This is a genomic window from Ciceribacter sp. L1K22, assembly GCF_017599385.1.
Taxonomy (GTDB): Bacteria; Pseudomonadota; Alphaproteobacteria; order Rhizobiales; family Rhizobiaceae; genus Allorhizobium.
In genome coordinates, this window is the sequence record NZ_JAGFPK010000001.1 from 1,275,021 (window position 1) to 1,295,033 (window position 20,013).

General features: G+C 64.4%; 23 protein-coding genes and 2 pseudogenes. 16 read left to right on the plus strand and 9 right to left on the minus strand.

The window, feature by feature from the left end; all coding sequences use genetic code 11:
• The first annotated feature begins 180 nt into the window (after positions 1-180).
• Both J5J09_RS22790 and J5J09_RS06385 read left to right on the plus strand, forming a co-directional pair.
• Positions 181-570, plus strand: coding sequence for a helix-turn-helix domain-containing protein (locus tag J5J09_RS22790; protein ID WP_246745794.1), 390 nt, complete (start codon positions 181-183; stop codon positions 568-570).
• Positions 567-1,385: a DUF6456 domain-containing protein gene (locus J5J09_RS06385; RefSeq protein ID WP_208548842.1), complete on the plus strand. Its 819-nt coding sequence runs from the start codon at positions 567-569 to the stop codon at positions 1,383-1,385. Before J5J09_RS22790 ends, J5J09_RS06385 begins: the two co-directional genes overlap by 4 nt.
• Here J5J09_RS06385 and J5J09_RS06390 read toward each other — a convergent pair.
• Positions 1,382-1,810 (minus strand): SufE family protein, encoded by a 429-nt coding sequence (locus tag J5J09_RS06390; RefSeq protein ID WP_208548843.1) that lies wholly within the window; start codon positions 1,808-1,810, stop codon positions 1,382-1,384. The genes J5J09_RS06385 and J5J09_RS06390 overlap by 4 nt on opposite strands.
• A gap of 326 nt (positions 1,811-2,136) precedes the next feature.
• A pseudogene (locus tag J5J09_RS06395) lies at positions 2,137-2,457 on the minus strand (DUF5330 domain-containing protein); the annotation flags it as partial.
• Between the two features lie 437 nt (positions 2,458-2,894).
• Between J5J09_RS06395 and J5J09_RS06400 the strand changes: the two are divergent.
• The 3 genes from J5J09_RS06400 to J5J09_RS06410 all read left to right on the plus strand — a co-directional run bounded on the left by J5J09_RS06400 (position 2,895) and on the right by J5J09_RS06410 (position 6,938).
• Complete coding sequence (locus tag J5J09_RS06400) at positions 2,895-4,469, plus strand: HAMP domain-containing sensor histidine kinase (RefSeq protein WP_348646423.1); 1,575 nt, start codon at positions 2,895-2,897, stop codon at positions 4,467-4,469.
• Complete coding sequence (locus J5J09_RS06405) at positions 4,444-5,361, plus strand: peptidoglycan-binding domain-containing protein (RefSeq protein ID WP_208548846.1); 918 nt, start codon at positions 4,444-4,446, stop codon at positions 5,359-5,361. Before J5J09_RS06400 ends, J5J09_RS06405 begins: the two co-directional genes overlap by 26 nt.
• A 107-nt stretch (positions 5,362-5,468) precedes the next feature.
• Positions 5,469-6,938 carry a methyl-accepting chemotaxis protein gene (locus J5J09_RS06410; protein ID WP_208548847.1) on the plus strand — a complete coding sequence of 490 codons (1,470 nt, stop codon included), beginning with the start codon at positions 5,469-5,471 and terminating at the stop codon, positions 6,936-6,938.
• Positions 6,939-6,941: 3 nt separating this feature from the next.
• Here J5J09_RS06410 and J5J09_RS06415 read toward each other — a convergent pair whose 3' ends face one another.
• Complete coding sequence (locus tag J5J09_RS06415; protein ID WP_208548848.1) at positions 6,942-7,229, minus strand: hypothetical protein; 288 nt, start codon at positions 7,227-7,229, stop codon at positions 6,942-6,944.
• 77 nt (positions 7,230-7,306) lie between these two features.
• Complete coding sequence (locus J5J09_RS06420; RefSeq protein ID WP_208548849.1) at positions 7,307-7,648, minus strand: DUF1491 family protein; 342 nt, start codon at positions 7,646-7,648, stop codon at positions 7,307-7,309.
• 83 nt (positions 7,649-7,731) lie between these two features.
• Here J5J09_RS06420 and J5J09_RS06425 point away from each other — a divergent pair, with 83 nt between their 5' ends.
• The 5 genes from J5J09_RS06425 (at position 7,732) to dmeF (ending at position 10,617) form a co-directional block, all read left to right on the plus strand.
• Positions 7,732-8,082 (plus strand): DUF1778 domain-containing protein, encoded by a 351-nt coding sequence (locus J5J09_RS06425; RefSeq protein ID WP_208548850.1) that lies wholly within the window; start codon positions 7,732-7,734, stop codon positions 8,080-8,082.
• A complete protein-coding gene (locus J5J09_RS06430) occupies positions 8,070-8,591 on the plus strand; it encodes a GNAT family N-acetyltransferase (protein ID WP_208548851.1) in 522 nt (173 codons plus the stop codon). Before J5J09_RS06425 ends, J5J09_RS06430 begins: the two co-directional genes overlap by 13 nt.
• Positions 8,592-8,689: 98 nt before the next feature.
• On the plus strand, positions 8,690-9,316 hold the full coding sequence (locus J5J09_RS06435; protein ID WP_208548852.1) for an FMN-binding negative transcriptional regulator: 627 nt from the start codon (positions 8,690-8,692) through the stop codon (positions 9,314-9,316).
• 60 nt (positions 9,317-9,376) lie between these two features.
• The gene (locus J5J09_RS06440) at positions 9,377-9,655 is read left to right on the plus strand and encodes a metal/formaldehyde-sensitive transcriptional repressor (protein WP_208548853.1); all 279 of its coding nucleotides are present in this window, start codon (positions 9,377-9,379) and stop codon (positions 9,653-9,655) included.
• Entirely contained in the window at positions 9,652-10,617 is a 966-nt protein-coding gene (gene dmeF, locus J5J09_RS06445) for a CDF family Co(II)/Ni(II) efflux transporter DmeF (protein WP_208548854.1), read from the plus strand. The genes J5J09_RS06440 and dmeF overlap by 4 nt, the downstream gene beginning before the upstream one ends.
• Before the next feature lie 6 nt (positions 10,618-10,623).
• Here the strand turns inward: dmeF and J5J09_RS06450 are convergent, their stop codons facing one another.
• Positions 10,624-11,526, minus strand: coding sequence for a LysR family transcriptional regulator (locus tag J5J09_RS06450; protein ID WP_208548855.1), 903 nt, complete (start codon positions 11,524-11,526; stop codon positions 10,624-10,626).
• A gap of 115 nt (positions 11,527-11,641) precedes the next feature.
• On the opposite strand from J5J09_RS06450, the gene J5J09_RS06455 reads away from it, so the two are divergent.
• The 4 genes and pseudogenes from J5J09_RS06455 (at position 11,642) to J5J09_RS06470 (ending at position 14,719) form a co-directional block, all read left to right on the plus strand.
• Positions 11,642-12,040: a cupin domain-containing protein gene (locus tag J5J09_RS06455; protein ID WP_208548856.1), complete on the plus strand. Its 399-nt coding sequence runs from the start codon at positions 11,642-11,644 to the stop codon at positions 12,038-12,040.
• A gap of 75 nt (positions 12,041-12,115) precedes the next feature.
• Complete coding sequence (locus tag J5J09_RS06460; protein WP_208548857.1) at positions 12,116-13,168, plus strand: NAD(P)-dependent alcohol dehydrogenase; 1,053 nt, start codon at positions 12,116-12,118, stop codon at positions 13,166-13,168.
• A gap of 162 nt (positions 13,169-13,330) precedes the next feature.
• A complete protein-coding gene (locus tag J5J09_RS06465) occupies positions 13,331-13,972 on the plus strand; it encodes a glutathione S-transferase family protein (protein WP_208548858.1) in 642 nt (213 codons plus the stop codon).
• A gap of 110 nt (positions 13,973-14,082) precedes the next feature.
• Positions 14,083-14,719 (plus strand): annotated as a pseudogene (locus tag J5J09_RS06470) (AAA family ATPase).
• 13 nt (positions 14,720-14,732) lie between these two features.
• On the opposite strand, the gene J5J09_RS06475 reads toward J5J09_RS06470, so the two are convergent.
• Both J5J09_RS06475 and J5J09_RS06480 read right to left on the minus strand, forming a co-directional pair.
• Complete coding sequence (locus tag J5J09_RS06475) at positions 14,733-15,128, minus strand: rhodanese-like domain-containing protein (protein ID WP_208548859.1); 396 nt, start codon at positions 15,126-15,128, stop codon at positions 14,733-14,735.
• 32 nt (positions 15,129-15,160) lie between these two features.
• The gene (locus tag J5J09_RS06480; RefSeq protein WP_208548860.1) at positions 15,161-15,355 is read right to left on the minus strand and encodes a hypothetical protein; all 195 of its coding nucleotides are present in this window, start codon (positions 15,353-15,355) and stop codon (positions 15,161-15,163) included.
• Positions 15,356-15,459: 104 nt separating this feature from the next.
• Here J5J09_RS06480 and J5J09_RS06485 point away from each other — a divergent pair, with 104 nt between their 5' ends.
• Positions 15,460-16,335, plus strand: coding sequence for a LysR substrate-binding domain-containing protein (locus J5J09_RS06485; RefSeq protein ID WP_208548861.1), 876 nt, complete (start codon positions 15,460-15,462; stop codon positions 16,333-16,335).
• Positions 16,336-16,582: 247 nt separating this feature from the next.
• Complete coding sequence (locus J5J09_RS06490; protein ID WP_348646476.1) at positions 16,583-18,193, plus strand: BCCT family transporter; 1,611 nt, start codon at positions 16,583-16,585, stop codon at positions 18,191-18,193.
• Positions 18,194-18,418: 225 nt separating this feature from the next.
• Here J5J09_RS06490 and J5J09_RS06495 read toward each other — a convergent pair whose 3' ends face one another.
• Positions 18,419-19,645 carry a DUF6596 domain-containing protein gene (locus tag J5J09_RS06495; RefSeq protein WP_208548862.1) on the minus strand — a complete coding sequence of 409 codons (1,227 nt, stop codon included), beginning with the start codon at positions 19,643-19,645 and terminating at the stop codon, positions 18,419-18,421.
• On the minus strand, positions 19,642-19,998 hold the full coding sequence (locus J5J09_RS06500) for a YciI family protein (protein ID WP_208548863.1): 357 nt from the start codon (positions 19,996-19,998) through the stop codon (positions 19,642-19,644). The genes J5J09_RS06495 and J5J09_RS06500 overlap by 4 nt, the downstream gene beginning before the upstream one ends.
• Positions 19,999-20,013 lie beyond the last annotated feature (15 nt).

The following is a 20,013-nucleotide window of genomic DNA, read 5'->3' on the forward strand; positions in this document are numbered from 1 at the left end:
CAAAAGCCGGGTCGTCGATCCGGCTTTTTTGTATCCAAAATAAAGGAAAATATTCATATAAATTCAAGGGTGGTATTGCCCGGAACGCTTGAAAAACAGAGGTATAGGTAATTTTACGCCTGAATGCCTCCTATTGCTTCCGATGGAATTATGAATTAATTCCTATTTTGGGAGTGCGACATGCATCAGGTGATCCTTTCAACTCAAAGCCAGATTCCCTTCCGACGCGCCGATCCCCGTCGACGCGACGCGGCGACGACGAACGTCATCTGCGTGACGGTGGCGCTCGCCACGGAAGAGGCTCTGACGAGGCCAGTCTTTGAAAAACTGCGCCGCTTCGGGGTGCCCTGTCTGGAATGCCTGCGACGCCAGGTTGCAATGTATCTGTGCCATGTGGTCTTCCGTCTGACCCACGACGATGTCGGCCACGCCTTCGAGCGGGATCGATCGACCGTCGGTCACGCCTGCCGCCGCACCGAGGACCGGCGCGACCATCGGCTCTTCGACGACATCCTGACGGCGATCGAAGAGGATGTTGTGGAGCGTTTACAGGAAAGGGGTATCCAATGACCGGCAGCAAGAAGCCGCAGCGGAGAAAAACCGCATCGGTCGCCAGCGACAGGGCGCTCGCCCGGCTTATCCGTTTCGCCCTTGCCTCCGGGCCGCTTCAGCCGACGGCCGATGGTGCGCTGCGCGGCCTCGATGGCACGCGTCGGGAGGTGATGCCCGTTGTTGTGGCGGAAGCCCTGCGGCGGGGACTCGTGCAGGAAGTGGAGGGCAGGCTGAAGGCGGCACCGACGGCACGCGCTTTCCTCCATCGCCATGCCGCCGAACTGGAGGACGAAGCCTTCCAGGCGCAGCACCGCGATCTGTCGACGAGGGAGGTCCGCATCGGTGGACGACGCGAGACGGTGCGTGTGAACCTTGCCGAATCGCCGCTCGGGCCACTCACCCGTCTCAAGGATCGCGACGGCGCGGCCTATTTTTCCGATGATGCGCTGGCAGCCGGCGAGCGGCTGGCGCGGGAGTTCGAGCGTGCCGGCCTGCAGCCGCGCATAACCTCCACCTGGGAACCGCGCCTGTCGCAGGCACCGCGCCGCCGCGCGGCACCCGAGCCGACGATCTCCGACAGCGCCGCCGCCGCGCGAAAGCGCCTGGGTGACGCGCTCGATATAATCGGCCCCGATCTCGCCGGCGTGGCACTCGATGTCTGCTGTTTCGGCAAAGGTCTCGAACTGGTGGAACGGGAGCGTCAATGGCCGGCGCGGTCGGCGAAGCTCATGTTGAGGACCGCGCTCTGCGCGCTCTCCCGCCACTACGCGCCGCCACAGCCTGGCCCCCGCACGCGCCACTGGGGCGCCGACGGTTACAGGCCGGAGCTTTAGCTCTGCGTCGCTGCCAGATGCCTTGCCGCTTCCTCGCGGATGCGCTGGACCATGGAGCGCAGGCCGTTGGCGCGCTGGGCGGAGAGATGCTCGATCAGGCCAAGCGTGGCAAAGAGCTCGAGCGCGTCGAGCTTGACAATCTCGGAGGCATGGCGGCCGGAATAGGCGGCAAGCACGATCGCAACCAGCCCGCGCACGATATGCGCGTCGGAATCGCCTTCATAGGTGATGATGGGGTCGGCGCCGTCCCCGGCATGCGGTACGAGCCACACTTGGCTGGCGCAGCCGCGAACCTTGCTCTCGGCCGTACGCTTTTCCTCCGGCAGGTCCGGCAGCGCCTTGCCGAGCTCGATCACATAGCGGTAGCGGTCTTCCCAGTCATCGAGGAAGGCGAAGTCTTCTTTGATCTCTTCGAGCGTTGCCATGGGTCCGGTCCGCGATATCGCTTAAGTCCTCCGCGATATAGGCCATGCGCTCTGCCAAGAGAACCGCCCACACAAAAAAAGACCGCGAGGAACCGAAGTTCCTCGCGGGCCAGCAAAGAGCTGAAGCAACATGCGGGACAGGCACGACAGGCTCCGGGCGGGTCCGCGAGCGGACCACCGGGGCATGTTTGGGAGGAGGGGCGGTCTCGCCCTTCCGAATTTCGGACTATTCGAGTGCGGTTCCCGGCTTAAGGGGCCGCAGGCTTGGCGCGCGGCAGCGGCACGCCGGGGGACTGTGTTGCGACCGTCCCCGTGACGATCGCCTCTTCAGGCGTCGCTGCCTTGATGGCTGCGGCCGGCTGGCCTTCGTCGGCAAGCTGTTTGTCAAGCAGTTCGAAGGCAACGAGCGCGCCTTCGCGGGCCCGGTGTCCGAGAGCGGTCAGCGTTTCCGCGCCCTTCTCGCATACCTCGGGTTTTTCCAGGCAGATCTTGCTGAGATACTGGTAGGCCTCGCTGGCCGCGGCCACCGCGTCGGTCATCTCGAAGCGTGACCCGGTTGCTTCCTCGGTCGCCTCGCGTCCGCTGAAGAACGACAATGCCACCAGCATCATCGTGAACCAGAACGTTCCCTTGATCAGAAACCACATTGTCTTGACCCTGTCCCATTTCGACCGGTTTGCCCGGTTCTCGTCCGGTTTCTTCCGGCGTCGTGGCTGCACCCTAGCGGCCGTCCGCAAAAATCGCTTTGCCAAAAACGTTCGGGTTTTCGGAAAGTTTGCATAAAATTCGAGTGATTTGCCGATCCCGGCCCGTTTCGCGACAATTCGAACGATCACCGTTAAGCATGTTTGCGGCGTCAATGCGTCCGCGCAAGGGATGACGGCCGGCTCGTCCCCGGGAAAGGTTAACATGGACCCGCAAAACCCGATTACCCCCCATTAACCACGATCCGCAAAGCCCTCCCAACCTGTGCCGAAATGGCCCTTTTCAGCTGTGGGAAAGGGGAACATCGGGGTCGACTTTATCTTTTGGTTAAGCGGCCAAGCCTATGGTCGGACATAGAAAAACTGTCGCGGAAAGTGGCGTGTCTGTATTGAGTAACATAGCTGCGGCGGCTCTCGGAGCCTGCGATCGGATCGCCGGTCACTGCCTGTCTCGCGTCCATGGCGGACAGGTACCTGCGCGTGACGTGCGACGCCTGTCGGCGCTGATAACGGTCGGCCTGCCGTTGCTCGTCGCCTTCCCGTTTGCGCTCAGTTTTCTTGTCGATCCCTCCATCGCGCTGCCTTTGGGGTTTGCTCTCGTGCTGTGCGCGCTGCTCGCCGGCGCCGGCCTCGTCCTGCTGCTTGGCCGTGGGACCGAGCACGAGGACGCGATCCCCGCTGCGCCGTACGCGATCGGATTGTCCGTCTGCCCCGGTCTCGTTCTCGTTCTCGATCCGCAGGGCCACGTGCTGGCGCTCGGTGGCCGCGATCACGATACCTATCTGCCCTGCCTGCGCGAACCCGAAACGCGTGCCTTCGCCGACCAGGTTCACGTCTCCGACCGCATCGGTGTGCTCCAGGCCCTCGACGGGTTGCGGCAGGGTGCGGATGCCGCCGTGGTCGAACTGCGGCTCGAGCGTCCCGCCCTCGGCCGCCGCCAGGGCCAGTTCATGACCGTGCGCATGGACATGACGGCCGAACGCGACGAAAGCGGCGAGTTGACCTCCGTCGTCGCGCAGATCCTCGACATCGGCTCGGAAACGACCGCCCGCGCCGAGATGCAGCGTCTGTCGGTCGAGACGGAAGAAGCCAACGACGCCAAGTCGCGCTTTCTCGCAGCCGTCAGCCATGAACTGCGCACGCCGCTCAACGCCATCCTCGGCTTTTCCGACATCCTCGCCGGCGAATATTTCGGCAAGCTCGAGAACGATCGCCAGCGCGAATACGTGCAGCTGATCCGCCAGTCCGGCGCCCATCTTCTCTCGGTGGTCAACGCCATGCTCGACATGTCGAAGATCGAGGCCGGTCGCTATGAGCTGATCACCGAACCCTTCGAGATCGGCGGGACGATCCGCGAATGCGAGAGCATGCTGGGCCTCCAGGCCCGCGAAAAGGGTGTGCTGCTGACAAGCCGCTTCAGCCGCAATATCGGCGAGGTGGTCGCCGACCAGCGCGCCGTCAAGCAGATCCTGATCAACCTGCTCAGCAACGCCATCAAGTTCACAGAGGCCGGCGGCGCCGTCATGGTCGATGCCGATATCGCCGACAACCGGCTGGTCATCGCTGTCTCCGACACGGGCATCGGTATCCCGGCGGAAAAGCTCGATCTGATTGGCCGGCCGTTCACGCAGATCCACGACGACTACGCGCGCCGCTACGACGGCTCCGGCCTCGGCCTCTCGCTCGTCAAGGGCCTCACGGCTCTGCATGGCGGCGGTTTCGCGCTGGTCAGCCGTCCGGGCGAGGGAACCGTTGTGACGATTACGCTACCGGCCGACGGCAGTGGCAGCCTGGGAACGGATGCCGACGCCGACCTCGCCGCCGTCGAATTTCCGCCACGGCTGCGCGATAGTGCCTCGGCCGCAAGCGATCTCTTCGCGCTGTCGAGGGAAATGGCGCGGGCCGCAATGAATGAGGACAGGATCACCGATGGCGCGCAAGCGAAAATCGCCTAACCGGAAACCGACGCCGCTGGTGCTGCGCTGGTTGATGGCCGGCACCGCCGCGATCAACCGCCAGGTCGCACGCCATCCGGCTGCTGTCGGCGGCGCAGTGTGTTTCTTCGTGGTCTTCGGCTTTGTCGCGGCCAATGCGCTCTGGTACCAGCCGGGTCGCCATCCCTCGCCGGTGTTGCGTACGCGTGACGCCGAGGATTTCACGGCCTTCGCTGGCCTTCGGCGCAACCTGATGACGGAACGCGACCCGGCCGAGGTCACGACGTTCCGTATCGAACGCGAGTCGGAGAACCGTCCGGGTCAGAGCGAGGTGACCGATGCGCCGGTATCGTCCGAAACCGGACAGGTCTCGCTGACGAAGTCTGTGCAGGAGGAACTGATCAGGCTCGGCCTGCTGGCCGGCACCGCCGATGGCGTCGCCGGGCCGGTGACAGCCGCCGCGATATCCGCCTTCGAGGCGTCGGTCGGCATGTCCGTGACCGGGCAGGCGACACCCGAGCTGCTGGCTGCTCTCAAGGTGGATCGCAACGCCACCGCCGCGGTCCCGAAGCAGCGTCCCGCCGGGGATGACCTGACGCCCGGCGTCGCCGTCGATCCCGTCGCGGCAGCCATTCTGTCCGCTGAAAAGACAGTGGTCACCCAGCCCGCCAAAAAGCCGGCCGCCACCCCTGTCTCGCTCCCGGCCGGCGAGACGATGGCCGCGAGCAATATGGTGATGCAGATCCAGCGTGGTCTGTCCAACATCGCCTATGCCGAGATCACCGTCGATGGTGTCGCCGGCGAACAGACCAAGGCCGCCATCCGCCACTTCGAGCGGCACTACCGCCTGCCGGAAACCGGTGAGCCGAACGAGCGCGTGCTCGCCAAGCTGAAATCCATCGGCGCCCTCTGACCGAATCGTTTGGCAGGGTTAAAAGGCAGTAAACTTACTTATTAGAACGTTTGCAAATCCTTAACTTCAACCGCAGATATTTGCGGGATAGCGGAGGATTTTTATTCATGAATATTGCGAACAACGCCGTCGAGCCCGAGTGGGAGCGGGACCCGGAACAGGACGATGAGAGGGTTGCCAAGCCGGAGATCAGCGCCGAAGCCCTGCGCGAGATCATCGGTGAAATGGCCCGTGATGCCTCCTCCCTGGGCGTCGATCTGGTGGATATCGCTGGCGCCATCCAGGACATGGCCGCGATGTCGAAGCGCCATGCGCAGACCTTCGAAAACGTTACCCGCAACGCCCTGTCGATCGCCGAAACCAACAAGTCGGTGGCGACCGCATTGCGCGCGACCGACGAGACGGCCTCCAATGCCCGAGAGATGCTGAAGCAGTCGTCCGAGCGTCTCGCCGGCGCCGTGCGCGAGATCGACCACATGGTCGAGGCTTCCGCCGAGATCACCACCGAAATCGGCTCGTTCGACAATTCGCTCGCCAATGTGGACAAGGTTGCCGAGGAGATCGGCACGATTGCCCGCCAGACCAACCTGCTCGCGCTCAACGCCGCGATCGAGGCGGCCCGCGCCGGCGAGGCCGGCAAGGGTTTCGCTGTCGTTGCCGCCGAAATCCGCGCACTCGCCCTGCAGACCTCGCAGGCCACCGGCTCCATCCAGCAGATCCTGACCGAAATCCGCAGCAAGATCACCAGACTGTCCGAAGCCGGGCAGGGGGCGAGCACCAGCGCCATCGGCGTCAAGGATACCTCCCAGGCGATGAACCAGTCCTTCAGCGCCATGGAGGAGGTGATCACCCGCATTCTCGACGGCTCGTCCGTGATGGCCAATACCACCGAGACGGTCAACCGCCAGTGTTCGGAGTTCGTCGGCGTGCTGAGCGAGATGGCTTCGGACGTAGTCAACTCCGACAAGGCGCTGCAGCAGGCCGCCGGCCGTGTCGAGAAGGTCGTCGGCCTTTCCGAAACGCTGATCCAGCTGACCGCCAGCGCAGGGATCGAGACCGAGGACAGCCGCTGGATCGAGCTTGCGCAGTCGACCGCCGCGCGCATCTCAAGCGCCTTCGAGCAGTCGCTCGCCTCCGGGCAGACCTCGATGGCTGCGCTCTTCGACCGCAACTATCGCCCGATCGCCGGCACCGATCCGGTGCAGATGATGACCGGCTTTACCGAACTCACCGACCGGCTGTTCCCGCCGATCCTCGAACCGATCCTCGACATCAGCGACCGCATCGGCTTCTGCGCCGCCGTCGATGAAAACGGCTACCTGCCGACCCACAACAGGAAATTCTCCGCCCCGCAGCGCCCGAATGACCCGGTGTGGAATACGGCCAACTGCCGCAACCGCCGTATCTTCAACGACCGCGTCGGCCTTTCCGCCGGCCGCTCGAAGGCGCCGTTCCTCGTTCAGACCTACCGCCGCGACATGGGCGGCGGCAATTTCGTCGTGATGAAGGACATCTCCGCCCCCATCTTCGCCGGCGGCCGCCACTGGGGCGGCCTGAGGCTGGCGGTGAAGGTGTAACGGTCAGTCGTCGCAGAACGGGCCGCGGCAGACCTTGCGGCTGACGATCTTCAGGCTGCGGTCGGGTTCGATGACATAAACCTCGTCGACCCGCTGGCCAAGCTCGTTGCGGAACGTATGGCGCACGATGCTGCCGACCGGTGAGCGGGTCAGCTTGGTGCGCGGCTGGCCGCCATAGGTGATGCTGCCCGGGATCGGCTCCAGTCCGGCTCGTGTATCCATTTGCCCGGACGCTACCGTGCATCCGGAGAGGACTAGGGCGAGGGCGGCAATCGCGATGGCGGTCTTCATGAGGACGGTCCTTCCATGGGAGAGGTGCGCTTGCCGCTGTAACTTCCGCCGAACGGTGAAGTTCCGCAAGCCCGGCATCAACCCGTGACCGGAAAGAGCTCGCCGAGCTCGTCGATCTCGAGCTCCAGCACCCAGAGATCGGAATCCCATTTTCGCTCGCGCTCGATCACGGCATCGACCTCCGTCGCCTCGGCATGCTTGAGACGCACCTCGAAATGCCGCCCCGCATCCGCCTCGTCGTCCATCGCATAGGCCTGCGGCGCCGGCCCGTAAAGCGTTTCGGTCCCGTCGCGGAAGCGCTGGCGAATGAACACCGCGCCTGCCTCCGCCGCCCCCTTGCGCTCAACGGCCGCAAAGCCGCCCATCCCGAACACACGGCGGACGAGGGCGGAAACATAGATGTCGGTCTTGAGGCGCATGAAGATTATCCAGTTCGACAACAATGATGAATACGCCGGGCAACCTGTATTGACAACGTCTACACAGATGCCATCTTACGCCCATGAGCAAGAAGCACGGTTCCCTCGCGGAGAAAAGCGAAACGCCAGGCCCAAAGGGCGCAAGAGTACGTGTCGCGAAGGTCGACGGGGACCAGCGTAGCAGCATCAACCTGCGCATCGAGGGGCGGACACGCGAGTTGATCGACGCCGCTGCCAGCGCTCTCGGCAAGACTCGAACCGAATTCATGGTCGAGACGGCACGAAAGGCCGCCATAGATGTGCTGCTCGACGAGCGACTTTTTGCGCTGGATGACACTCGCTATGACGAATTCGTGTCCATGCTGGATTCGCCATCCGAGCCGGCTCCGAGGCTTGACGCACTGGTCCGGCGTACGCCCGCATGGAAGAGCTAGACGCAAGCGGAAATACGCCGATCTCCGCCCCTGAGCCGCTCGGCTCGGCCCATGATGTTGCCGCCTTTGACTGCGGCGAAAACATTCTCAACGATTGGCTGAAACACCGTGCCACCCGCAATGAGGGGCGATTTTCTCGCACCTATGTCGTTGCTGCTGCCGGTAGGGTTGTCGGCTACTATTGCATTTCGAGCGGAGCCGTCGAGCGCGCGGCGGTGCCAGGTAATATTCGCCGCAACGCGCCCGACGTCATTCCCGTCGCGGTGCTGGGGCGGCTCGCTGTCGACCGGCAATTCGCCGGCAAGGGACTCGGTGCTGACCTCCTCGCCGATGCACTCAAGCGCATCGCCGCGGCCGCCGACGCGATAGGGATGGCGGCTGTTCTCGTGCATGCAAAGGACGATCGCGCCAAAGCGTTTTATCGCGCCTGTGCCGAGTTCAGCGAGTTTCCCGCAGATAGCCGGACGCTCTTCCTGGCCATCGATACGGTCAGGAAAGCGCTCGCTTGATCCACGGGCCTGCATTGGTCCACGGAAATCGACCGTCATTGGACGTATCCCCGATCCAATTCCCGCTCTATTCTCCTGAGACATCCTGGAGACCGCCAATGTATACCCCGCCCGCCTTCCGCGAGGACGACCGTCCGACGCTCCTTGCCATGATCCGCGAAAGTCGTCTCGCGACCTTCGTCACCGCCACCCCCGGCGGGCCGATGGCGACGCCATTGCCGCTCTTCCTCGACGAAACCGAGGGGGAACACGGCACCCTCTACGGCCATCTCGCCCGCGCCAATCCGCAATGGCAGGCGGAGGTGATCGGGCAGGGGCTCGCGATCTTTTCCGGCCCCGACGCCTATCTCACGCCCTCCTGGTATGCGGCGAAAGCCGAGCACGGCAAGGTCGTTCCGACCTGGAACTACACGACGGTACAAGCTTCCGGCCCCGTCGAGTTCTTCGAGCATGCCGACCGGCTGCACGACGTCGTCACCCGTCTGACCGACCGGCACGAAGCCGGTCGCCCAGCGCCATGGAGCGTCTCCGACGCCCCCGAACCCTTCATCGCCGCCCAGCTGCGCGGCATCGTCGGCCTGCGCATGCCGATCACGCGCCTCGAAGGCAAGCGCAAGCTCAGCCAGAACCGCAGCGCCGCCGACCGCGCCGGCGTGGCGGATGGTCTGGCCGAAAGCGAGCGACTGCAGGAACGGGTGATGGCCGCAATGATCCCTCGGGGGTGAGCGCAAGCGCGCTGCTGCGAGGATTGCTCCCCGAGCTGATATAGGGTACACCCCTATCCTATGTCGCACCTGATCAAAAACAAGTCGAAGCTGTCTGCCCGGGTCAGCCGTCTGCAGGGCCAGATCGAGGCCGTGCAGCGGGCGCTGGATGCGGAAAAGCCGTGTGGCGATATCCTCAATCTCGTCGCCTCCATTCGCGGCGCGGTCAACGGACTGACCGCCGAACTGATCGAGGAGCATATCCGCGAGCATGTCTCCAATCCACAGACCGATCCCGATCCTGAACGCGCCAGGGGTGCGGAGGATCTGATCGCAGCCGTGAGGACCTATCTCAAATGACCGAAGCGTCACCCCGTCACGCATCTCCGCATGATCATGTATTCCTCGGCAAGGACCACGGACGCAATGAGCGTCGGACATGGTTCGTGATCGCGCTGACGGCCGTCACGATGGTCGTCGAGATCGTCGCGGGGACCGTCTTCGGCTCCATGGCGCTGGTCGCCGATGGCTGGCACATGTCCACCCACGCGGCCGCAATGCTGGTTGCGGCGCTGGCCTACATGTATGCGCGCCGAAACGCGGACAATCCGCGCTTCACCTTCGGGACCGGCAAGTTCGGCGACCTCGCGGCCTTTGCGAGCGCCATCCTGCTGGCCCTCGTCGCGGCGCTGATCGCCTGGGAAAGCCTGATGCGCTTCCGCAATCCGGTCGCGATCGATTTCAGCCAGGCGATGATCGTCGCCGTGCTCGGCCTCATCGTCAATCTCGTCAGCGCCTGGCTTCTGCATGGCGGGGCGCATCACCACGGTCACCACCACCATCATCATCATGACCACGGCGACCATCACCACCACGATCATGGCCACCATGCGCATGCCGCCGACAACAATCTCCGGGCCGCCTACCTGCACGTGCTGGCGGACGCCCTGACCTCGGTGCTCGCCATCGTCGCTCTGGTGTTCGGCGCGCTCTATGGCTGGTCGGCTCTCGACCCGCTCATGGGCATCGTTGGCGCGGCCGTGATCCTGCGCTGGTCAGTCGGTCTGATCCGTCAGTCCGGCGCGGTTTTGCTCGATTACGTCGGCGTGGACGATGGCCTGCCTGCCGAGATCCGCGAGGCGATCGAGGGCGAGGGCGGGACCGTGACGGATCTTCACATCTGGCGCCTCGGTCCCGGCCATCATGGCGCGATCGTTTCGATCACGTCCCAGGAGGCGCGAGACACGGATTACTATCGCCGCAAGCTGTCCCACATTCACGAAATATCGCATCTGACGATCGAGATCGATCGCGCGGCCTGACGTTCCCTACCGCCCCCGCCCGCTTTGCCGGAGCGCGTCGATGATGATGCCGAAGGCAGGCGAGACGTGGCGTCGGCTGGGATAGTAGAGGTGGTAGCCGGCAAAGGGCGGTGTCCAGTCGTCGAGCACGGATACCAGTCGTCCGGCCGCCAGATGTTCGTCCACCATGTCCTCGAACAGGAAGGCCAGCCCATGGCCCTCTAGCGCCGCCCGCAGCACGTGGCCGACATCGTTGAAGGCGAGCCGCCCGTCGACGCGGACCCGCAGTTCCTGGCCGTCCTTCTCGAATTCCCAGGCATAGAAGCCGCCATAGGTCGGCAGCCGCGTGTTGATGCAGTCGTGCTGGGTCAGGTCACGCGGCGTCTGGGGGCGCGTGCGGTCATTAAAATAGGAGGGGGCGCCGACCACCACCAGTCGCGCGTCCGGCGCGATCCGCACCGCCACCATGTCCTTGTCCATCTGTTCGCCGAACCGTACGCCGGCATCGAAGCGCTGCGCCACGATGTCGACGAGAGCGAGATCGGAGAACAGCTCGACCCGGATGTCGGGATAGGTAGCGAGAACCGGCGAAAGCTTCGGCCACAGCACGGTATCGATCGCGTGTTGCGTCGCCGTGATCCGGAAACTGCCGGCCGGCCGTTCGCGGTACTGGCCGAGCGCCTCCAGTTCCTCCTCGATGCTACCGAACGCCGGCGTCAGGGCCGCCAGCAGCCGTTCACCGGCTTCCGTCGGCGCGAGGCTCCGCGTCGTGCGGGTCAGAAGCCTGACGCCCAGCCGCTCCTCCAGCCGCCGGACGATCAGGCTGAGCGAGGATTGCGAGGTGCCGAGCCGGGCAGCGGCGCGGGTGAAGCTGCGCTCCTCGGCCACGGCCTGGAAGGCCATCAGGTCGGGCAAATCTTCCCGTTTCATTCATTGATACCCGATATAAGTGAAATCGATTTATATAGTCTAATCGAAATAAACGGGTGCCGCTATAGTGCCGTTGTTCGCCGGATCTCCCGGCGCTCGCCCAAGGGAGCATCTCATGGAAATCAGAAGAGCGGGGTCGCAGCCTTCCGGCAAGGGACCGGCCGATTGGTTCACCGGCCAGGTGCGCCTCGACCCGCTGTTTGCCGCCGCCGCGCCGGCGCGCGTCGCCATGGCGCAGGTCACCTTCGAACCCGGCGCCCGCACCGCCTGGCACACTCATCCGCTCGGCCAGACCCTGATCGTCACCTCCGGCCTCGGGCTCGTCCAACGCGAAGGCGGTCCCGTTGAGGAAATCCGGCCGGGCGATGTGATCTGGTTTCCGCCGGGCGAGAAACACTGGCACGGCGCCCCGGCCACGACCGCGATGACCCACATCGCCATCCAGGAGGCCCTGGACGGCAAGGCCGTCGACTGGCTCGAACACGTGACCGACCAACAATATTCCGGCGGCTGATCCGCCGCCGATCAGCTCCGTCAAAACGAAGCCGATCCTCCCCTATCGATAACCCCTAGCATTGGAGAGACCACCATGTTGACCAGGGCCTTCGGCGCGCATGCCGCCGACAAACCACTCGAAGCCATCGAGATCTTTCGCCGCGAACCCGGCGCCAACGACGTGCAGATCGAGATCGCCTATTGCGGCGTCTGCCATTCCGACCTCCACACCGTCCGCTCCGAATGGGCCGGCACGCTCTACCCTTGCGTTCCGGGCCACGAGATCGTCGGCCATGTGACGGCTGTCGGCTCCGCCGTCGATAAGTTCAAGGTCGGCGACACCGTCGGTGTCGGCTGCATGGTCGACAGCTGCCAGAGCTGCTACGCCTGCGACGACGGTCTCGAACAGTATTGCGAACACGGCTTCACCGGCACCTATAATGGCAAGACCCCGGACGCGCCGGGCCACACGCTGGGCGGCTATTCGCAGTCGATCACCGTCCGCGACAAGTTCGTCGTCAAGGTGAGCCACCCGGCCGAAAAGCTCGCCGCCGTCGCCCCGCTGCTCTGCGCCGGCATCACGCTCTGGTCGCCGCTCAAGCACTGGAACACCGGCCCCGGCAAGACGGTCGGCATCGTCGGCATCGGCGGTCTCGGCCACATGGGCGTGAAGCTCGCCCGGGCGCTCGGCGCCCACGTCGTCGCCTTCACCACCTCGGAGAGCAAGCGGCAGGATGCGGTCGCGCTCGGCGCCCACGAGGTCGTTGTCTCGCGCAATGCCGAGGAGATGCAGGCCCACGCCAACTCTTTCGACCTGATCGTCGATACCGTCGCCGTCAGCCATGACCTCAACAGCTTCATCAATCTCCTGAAGCGCGACGGCACGCTGACGCTGGTGGGAGCGCCCGAACATCCGCACCCGTCACCGATGGTCTTCCCGCTGATCATGAAGCGCCGCTCGATCGCCGGCTCCACCATCGGCAGCATCGCCGAAACCCAGGAAATGCTGGATTTCTGCGCCGAACACGGCATCGTCTCGGAGATCGAGATGATCAAGGTGCAGGACATCGAGACCGCCTATGCCCGCATGCTGAAGAGCGACGTGAAGTACCGCTTCGTGATCGACTCCAAAACGCTGGCCGCCTAAGCTCCGCGATGAAGTCCCTTCTCCCCGGCAGCCGGGGGAAGGGATCTGGGACGATCGGGGATGCAATTCGCCCTCAAATCCCGGTTCCGGACCTGACTGCTCCTTGCTCTCGGCAAGAGACGCGCGCTAGGCTGCTTGCGTCCGTTTTCCGGGAAAGCCAAGATGCTCCAACTCCACTACTTCCCCGACAATGCCAGTCTCGCGCCTCATTTTCTGCTGGTCGAGACGGGTGTCGAATACTCGCTGGTCCTCGTCGACCGACAGTCGAATGCGCAGAAATCCGAGGAATACCTGAAGCTCAATCCGGCCGGCCGAATTCCGACGCTGGTGCACGACGACCTCGTTTTGTTCGAGAGCCCTGCCATCTGCACCTATATCTGCGAGTTGGACCCCGCCTCCCGCTTCATCCCGCCGCTCGGTCACCAGAGCCGGCCCCTCTTTTTCCAATGGCTCGCCTTCCTCAACAACACGCTCCAGGCGGAGTACATGATGTGGCGATACGCGGAGAACCACACGACCGACCCGGGCGGCGTCCAGGGCATCAAGGCCGCCCAGGAACTGCGGTTGGAACGGTTCCTTGCGCTTCTCGACCAACAGCTGGGAAAGAACAGGTTCCTGCTCGGCGACGCCGTCAGCGGCTGCGACCACTTTCTGTTCATGCTGGCGATGTGGAGCGAGGAACTTTCACGCCCACCCACGTCATTTGAAAACCTGCCGCGCTTCATGCGCGACATGGCGGCGCGACCTGCCGTCCAGCAGGTCTGCGCGATTGAGGAGATCGGACTGGAGCGGTACCTCGGCTGAGGGCGGGAGACGAAAACCGCATGGTTCCGGCTGCTTGATAAGGCCGCAATTGGCTGGCACGCCTCACCAGCCCCGGACCTCATGAACAGCAAACAGATTGCCACGTGCCCATGTCCGCCATGCGAAAGACGAGAACGACAAATCTGCCGGCTCCCTATCTGAAGCGCCTCTCGGTGAAGGACGATGCGAGCCTCGGCGGGCAGTATCCGTTCGACCTGCCATGGCTGAATATGGATTTCACTCTCGATTTCCAGACACCCGTGACCATCATCGTGGGCGAGAACGGTACCGGCAAATCCACCCTGATCGAGGCCGTGGCCGCCTTGTGTGGCTATGACGAGGCCGGCGGCGGCAAGGGCTATAGGCCGGTCGACCATTCCCGCGCCGTCGACCGCAGCGGCGCCCTTCTTGCGGGCGTCCTCAGGGCGGCCTGGCTGCCAAAGGTCACCGCCGGCTGGTTCTTCCGCGCCGAATCCTTCTTCTCGGTGGCGCGCTACCTCGATGAGGCTGCAAGGGACGCGTTCGCCGCGCCGCCGGATTTCCTGTCAGCAATCGGCGAGCGCCCAGATCATTATGGCCACGCATTCTCCGATCCTGATGGCCGTTCCAGGTGCGCGCCTCATGGAAATCACCCGCGCCGGCCTCGCGGAAACATCGCTGCGCGAAACGCCGCATTTCAGGCTCTACAAGGATTTCACGGCCGATCCGGACGACTTCGTTGAGCGGGCCTTGCGCGAGGAGATATGAGGGCGGGGCTGACTCACTTCCGCTCCACCGCCTCAACGTCCCCGCCCACCGCCTTCCACGCCGAAAACCCGCCCTCGACATGGCTGACTTTCTCAAGCCCCATGTCCTCGGCCGTCTTCGCCGCCAGCGCCGAGCGCCAGCCGGAGGCGCAGAAGAAGACGAAGCGTTTGTCTTCCTGGAAAACCGGCTTGGCATAGGGACTGTCAGGATCGATCCAGAATTCCAGCATGCCGCGCGGGCAGGAGAAGGCGCCGGGGATGGTGCCCTCGCGCTCGCGTTCGCGCGGATCGCGCAGGTCGACGAACACCACGTCGCCTGCGTCCGCAAGGGACCGCGCCTCGCCGGCCGGCACCGCGGTCACCTGGGCATTCGCCTCCGCCAGCAGCTCCTTGTAGCCCTTCTTCAGCATGGTTTTCCTCCCACGTTGCTCCTGTCGCCAGACTAGAGTGCCGGATGGCGCGGCTCAAGCCGTTCCCTGAAGGAGAGGGTGCCGTCCGTCTTCGGGTCGCGATCAAGGCCGGCATCGCGCAGGAGATGATCGTTGGCGCGCGCCCGGATCAGGCGCAACTGGTCGCGGCCGTCCTTCGCCGCCGACCAGTCACGTACAACCGTTGCCAGATGGCGAAACCACGTCATGACCCGACTCCTCGACCTGTTTGGCCTCATGATCGCCGCCGCTGGACATTCCACAAACGAATAGTGATTATGCCTGTCATCAGGAAATCCGATTGCGAGGCCGGATGTCACCGCCGCTTGAAAGCGATCTGCTGCGCACCTTTCTCATCGTCGCCGAAAGCGGTAACGTCACCCATGCAGCAATTCAGCTCGGCCGCACCCAGTCGGCCGTCAGCATGCAGGTCAAGCGGCTGGAGGAACTGGCGGACGCGCCGCTGTTCGAGCGCGGTCCCCGCGGTGTCCGGCTGACGGGGGAGGGCGAGCGGCTTTTGCCCTTCGCGCGTCGTATTGTCGGTCTCGTCGATGAAACCACGGCCGCCATGCGGGTGGCGCCGCTCGATGGCCCGGTCCGGGTCGGCATTCCGCCTGAGTACAGCGAGACCATCCTGCCGGCCGCACTCGCCGCCTTTTCCGAGCGTCATCCGGCGACCGAGGTCACGGTGTTCTGCGGCTATTCTGCCCAGCAGGCGGCGGCCTTGACGAATGACGAGATCGATCTCGCCGTGGTCTTCGACAGCGCCAACAATGCTTCGGGCGAGGTCCTGGCGATCGATCCGACCGTCTGGGTGACATCGGAGCTGCACGACCGTCATACCCTGCGGCCGGTGCCGATCGGCGTCTACTGGAATTCCGACTGGTGCCGGGAATTTGCCATCCGCTCGCTCGAGCAGCATGCCATTCCCTACCGCATCGCGTTTACCTGCGACACGGCCGGCGGCCTGCGCTCGGCTGTCGCGGCCGGCCTTGCCATCGCCCCGCTTGCTCGCAGCCACATCCCGCCCGGCTGCCGCGCGCTGACTGCAACGGACGGCTTCCCGCCGGTCGATTCCTCCCGCGTCGTGCTCAAACGCAGCCGCCACCGCTCGTCGGCGACGATCGAGGGGCTGGCGGCGATGATCCGAGAGGCATTCTATCCCCTTTCGCGCATCCAGCTGGCGTGATCCGCCCCGGCTGAGGCACGGCCACTATCATCGGGCGCCTACATGTTTCGGAACATCGGGACGGATTACGTATCCGCGATCGGAACCTTTTTGTTCCATCCGAATTTGCAATTTCATGTTTCCGCTGCAATAAAGCCGCCGTTACGTCGCAATTGAGATAGGATGACGCAAAAAGGAGATCCGTGTGACATTGAACACGACCGTGAACGATACCGTCAGGGAGCCGCAGGTCGATGACGTCGAAGCTGTGCCGGCGCCGGAGGGGCCGACCGAGATCATCGACACCGACTATGAAATCGGCCAGGACAACATCAACTACCGTCGTCGTTTTGTCTTCGAACTCGACATCCACAACATCGTCTTCAGCGTTTCGGCGCTGACGATCATCGCATTCACCCTGCTGACGCTGATGTTCCAGACGACGCTTGATCCGTTCTTCGTCGGGCTGCGCGATACGCTGACAGCCAATCTCGACTGGTTCTTCCTGCTCGCGGGCAATGTCTTTCTGCTTCTGTGCGTGGCGCTGATCGTCCTGCCGCTCGGCCGTATTCGGCTCGGCGGCCCCGATGCGCGGCCGGATTATGGCTATCTCTCCTGGTTCTCGATGCTCTTTGCCGCCGGCATGGGCATCGGCCTGATGTTTTACGGCGTGTCCGAGCCGCTGGGCCACTACACCTCGGCCTTCGGCGGGCCGGTGATCGAGAACGGCGTTCGCACCGACTGGGCGCCGCTCGATGGTGCAGCCGGCGACGCGGAGGGCGCACGCCGACTGGCGATGGCCGCCACCATCTTCCACTGGGCGCTGCATCCCTGGGCGATCTATGCGGTCGTTGCCCTGTCGCTGGCGCTCTTCGCCTACAACAAAGGCCTGCCACTGACGCTTCGCTCGATCTTCTATCCGCTTCTGGGCGAGCGCGTCTGGGGCTGGCCGGGCCACATCATCGACATCCTCGCCGTCTTCGCGACCATCTTCGGCCTGTCGACCTCGCTCGGCATCGGCGCCGAGCAGGCCTCCGCCGGTCTCGACTTTCTGTTCGGCATTGCCTCGTCGACCGGCGAGATGATCTTCCTGATCATGATCATCACAGGCATCGCCACCGCCTCGGTCATCGCCGGCATGGATAGCGGCGTCAAAAGACTCTCGGAGATCAACATGGGTCTCGCGCTCCTGCTGCTGCTGTTCGTGATCTTCTTCGGTCCGACCATGCAGATCGCCTCCGGCTTCTTCCTCAACCTCTCGGCCTATGTCCAGCATCTGCCGGCACTGTCGAACCCGTTCGGCCGCACCGACGACAACTTCCGCCAGGGCTGGACCGCCTTCTACTGGGCCTGGTGGATCAGCTGGTCGCCGTTCGTCGGCATGTTCATTGCCCGCGTCAGCCGTGGCCGCACCGTGCGCGAGTTCTTGGTGGCCGTCCTGCTGATCCCGTCGCTCGTCTCCGTCCTCTGGATGACCGCGCTTGGCGGCACCGCCATCAGCCAGGTGGTCACAGATGGCCTGACCTCCGTTCAGGACGCGGCGCTTGAAATCCAGCTCTTCGAAATGCTGGCGCACCTGCCGCTCACCTGGCTCACCTCGCTCGTCGGCATCGTTCTGGTGATCGTCTTCTTCGTCACCTCGTCGGATTCGGGTTCGCTGGTGATCGACACGATCTCCGCCGGCGGCAAGGTCAATGCCCCTGTGCCCCAGCGCGTTTTCTGGGCCACGTTCGAGGGTCTCGTCGCGATCGCGCTCCTGCTCGGCGGCGGGCTTGCCGCGCTGCAAGCCATGGCCGTCTCCACCGGCCTGCCATTCGCCCTCGTCCTGCTCGGCGCGGCGGTGGCCCTCGTCATGGGGTTGCGCGCCGAACCGCGCTGACAAAATCCGCCGTCGGGCGTGAGGTGGAATTGACCAACGGCGGCAGCCGTGCGCGGCTGCCGCTAAGCCGCCCGCCAGCGCCTTTTCGACCGGGGTTCAGGCAGGGAATCGAATGTCGCTGCCTGGCCCCGCGGCGGAAACGAACCAGCAAGAATTGTTGCCGTCCTTGCCGCCTGGGCGTCTGTCGCCAAACCGGATGGCCCATTCCATACCTTTGGCGCCTTGTCACGAAGACAGCAAAAGCGCTTTCCGGCGCGCCAGAAACGTGCGCGTGGCCGGATCGGGGCTCAACGTGATCGCCTGATCGTAGGCGGCGCGGGCGTTCGCCTGGTCTCCAACAACCGCCAGGAGGTGGGCGCGCACCGCCCACCAAGGCTGATACTGGCGTGCTTGGGCGGTCTCGGCATCGTCAAGTATCGCAAGGCCCGCCGCCGGTTCCCCGCACTCGCCAAGGGCAGCGGCGAGGCCGGTTAAGGCTCCCGTCGTCGGGTACAAGGCCACCAGCCCCCGATAGAGTGCGGCGATTGCCTGCCAATCCGTCGTGAGGCCATGGCGCCTGGCGACATGTGCGGCAGCGATCGCGGCTTCGATCTGATAGCGCCCGAGGCTGGCCTCGCTTGCGGCGAGCCGGAGCGCCATGTCGGCGTCATCGAGCAGGCGAGCGTCCCACAAACACATGTCCTGCTTGTCTAGCGGGACAAGGCAGCCCTCCGCATCCACCCGCGCGGGTCTGCGGGCCTGGGTGTGGAGCATGAGCGCGAAAAGCGCCTGCGCCTCGGCTTCGCGGGGCATCTGGGCGGCGACGAGACTCCCGAGCCAGATTGCCTCGCGTGCCAGGGAGGAGGATTTGGCGTCCCCTGCGCCCTCGCCATCGGTACCCACGGTAAAGGCAACATAGATTGCATCCAGCACATGGCTCAGCCGTGGCGCGAGGTCAGCACCCTCGGGAATCGAAAAACCGATCCGCGCCGCTTCGATTTTAGCGCGGGCCCGCGTCAGCCGCTGGCCCAGTGTCCCCGGCGGTATCAGGAAGGCGCCGGCCATGCGTCGCGCATCAAGCCCGAGCACGAGTTGTAGCATCAACGGCGTGCGCATCCGCGCATCGATGGAGGGGTGGGCGCAGACGAACATCAGGTTCAGCGTGCGGTCTGGGGTGACGGCCTGTCCCATATCGGCGCGTTCCTCTTCCAGGATAGCAAGGGTGTCGGCCGCCCGCGCCGCACGCGCTGACCTGCGGGCGGTATCGGCCGCGCGATTGCGCGCGGTTGCCACAAGCCAGCCCTCGGGATTGTCGGGGACGCCCCGAAGTGGCCAGACTTCCAGCGCGCGCAGCACCGCATCCGAGAGGGCGTCCATGGCGTCGGTCACACCGCCTGTCCGGGCGGCGAGGATGGCGACGAGCCTGCCATGAGACAGGCGCGCCACCTTCTCGATCTGTTCGGCCGTGTTCACGCAGCCCCGCGCGTCACAACAGGACGCACCTCTACCGCTCCGGAGGACGCGGCGGGGTTCAACGCCGCCCAGTGCAGCGCAGCGTCCAGGTCGGGCACCTCGATGAGGTAGTAGCCACCGAATTGTTCCTTGCTGGCGGCATAGGGGCCGTCTTGGATGTCGCGTGCTTCGCCGCGTACACGCAGAGTGGTTGCCGTGTGCGGCGGGTGCAGGGCGTTTCCGCCAACGAACACACCAGCCTCCATGAGGGCACGGGTATAGGCACCCCAGACCTCGCCTTCTGCAGCGGCGGCGACCGCAGCGGCATCGGCATACTCCGAGGGCGGGGTATAGTTGAGGATCATGTACTGCATGGTTACGATCTCCTT

What these genes read in the sequence shown, in the direction of transcription:
- J5J09_RS22790 (WP_246745794.1), top strand. Translation starts at nt 181, where the DNA reads ATGCATCAGGTGATCCTTTCAACTCAAAGCCAGATTCCCTTCCGACGC.
- J5J09_RS06385 (WP_208548842.1), top strand. Translation starts at nt 567, where the DNA reads ATGACCGGCAGCAAGAAGCCGCAGCGGAGAAAAACCGCATCGGTCGCC.
- J5J09_RS06390 (WP_208548843.1), bottom strand. Translation starts at nt 1,810, where the DNA reads ATGGCAACGCTCGAAGAGATCAAAGAAGACTTCGCCTTCCTCGATGAC.
- J5J09_RS06405 (WP_208548846.1), top strand. Translation starts at nt 4,444, where the DNA reads ATGGCGCGCAAGCGAAAATCGCCTAACCGGAAACCGACGCCGCTGGTG.
- J5J09_RS06410 (WP_208548847.1), top strand. Translation starts at nt 5,469, where the DNA reads ATGAATATTGCGAACAACGCCGTCGAGCCCGAGTGGGAGCGGGACCCG.
- J5J09_RS06415 (WP_208548848.1), bottom strand. Translation starts at nt 7,229, where the DNA reads ATGAAGACCGCCATCGCGATTGCCGCCCTCGCCCTAGTCCTCTCCGGA.
- J5J09_RS06420 (WP_208548849.1), bottom strand. Translation starts at nt 7,648, where the DNA reads ATGCGCCTCAAGACCGACATCTATGTTTCCGCCCTCGTCCGCCGTGTG.
- J5J09_RS06425 (WP_208548850.1), top strand. Translation starts at nt 7,732, where the DNA reads ATGAGCAAGAAGCACGGTTCCCTCGCGGAGAAAAGCGAAACGCCAGGC.
- J5J09_RS06430 (WP_208548851.1), top strand. Translation starts at nt 8,070, where the DNA reads ATGGAAGAGCTAGACGCAAGCGGAAATACGCCGATCTCCGCCCCTGAG.
- J5J09_RS06435 (WP_208548852.1), top strand. Translation starts at nt 8,690, where the DNA reads ATGTATACCCCGCCCGCCTTCCGCGAGGACGACCGTCCGACGCTCCTT.
- J5J09_RS06440 (WP_208548853.1), top strand. Translation starts at nt 9,377, where the DNA reads ATGTCGCACCTGATCAAAAACAAGTCGAAGCTGTCTGCCCGGGTCAGC.
- dmeF (WP_208548854.1), top strand. Translation starts at nt 9,652, where the DNA reads ATGACCGAAGCGTCACCCCGTCACGCATCTCCGCATGATCATGTATTC.
- J5J09_RS06450 (WP_208548855.1), bottom strand. Translation starts at nt 11,526, where the DNA reads ATGAAACGGGAAGATTTGCCCGACCTGATGGCCTTCCAGGCCGTGGCC.
- J5J09_RS06455 (WP_208548856.1), top strand. Translation starts at nt 11,642, where the DNA reads ATGGAAATCAGAAGAGCGGGGTCGCAGCCTTCCGGCAAGGGACCGGCC.
- J5J09_RS06460 (WP_208548857.1), top strand. Translation starts at nt 12,116, where the DNA reads ATGTTGACCAGGGCCTTCGGCGCGCATGCCGCCGACAAACCACTCGAA.
- J5J09_RS06465 (WP_208548858.1), top strand. Translation starts at nt 13,331, where the DNA reads ATGCTCCAACTCCACTACTTCCCCGACAATGCCAGTCTCGCGCCTCAT.
- J5J09_RS06475 (WP_208548859.1), bottom strand. Translation starts at nt 15,128, where the DNA reads ATGCTGAAGAAGGGCTACAAGGAGCTGCTGGCGGAGGCGAATGCCCAG.
- J5J09_RS06480 (WP_208548860.1), bottom strand. Translation starts at nt 15,355, where the DNA reads ATGACGTGGTTTCGCCATCTGGCAACGGTTGTACGTGACTGGTCGGCG.
- J5J09_RS06485 (WP_208548861.1), top strand. Translation starts at nt 15,460, where the DNA reads ATGTCACCGCCGCTTGAAAGCGATCTGCTGCGCACCTTTCTCATCGTC.
- J5J09_RS06500 (WP_208548863.1), bottom strand. Translation starts at nt 19,998, where the DNA reads ATGCAGTACATGATCCTCAACTATACCCCGCCCTCGGAGTATGCCGAT.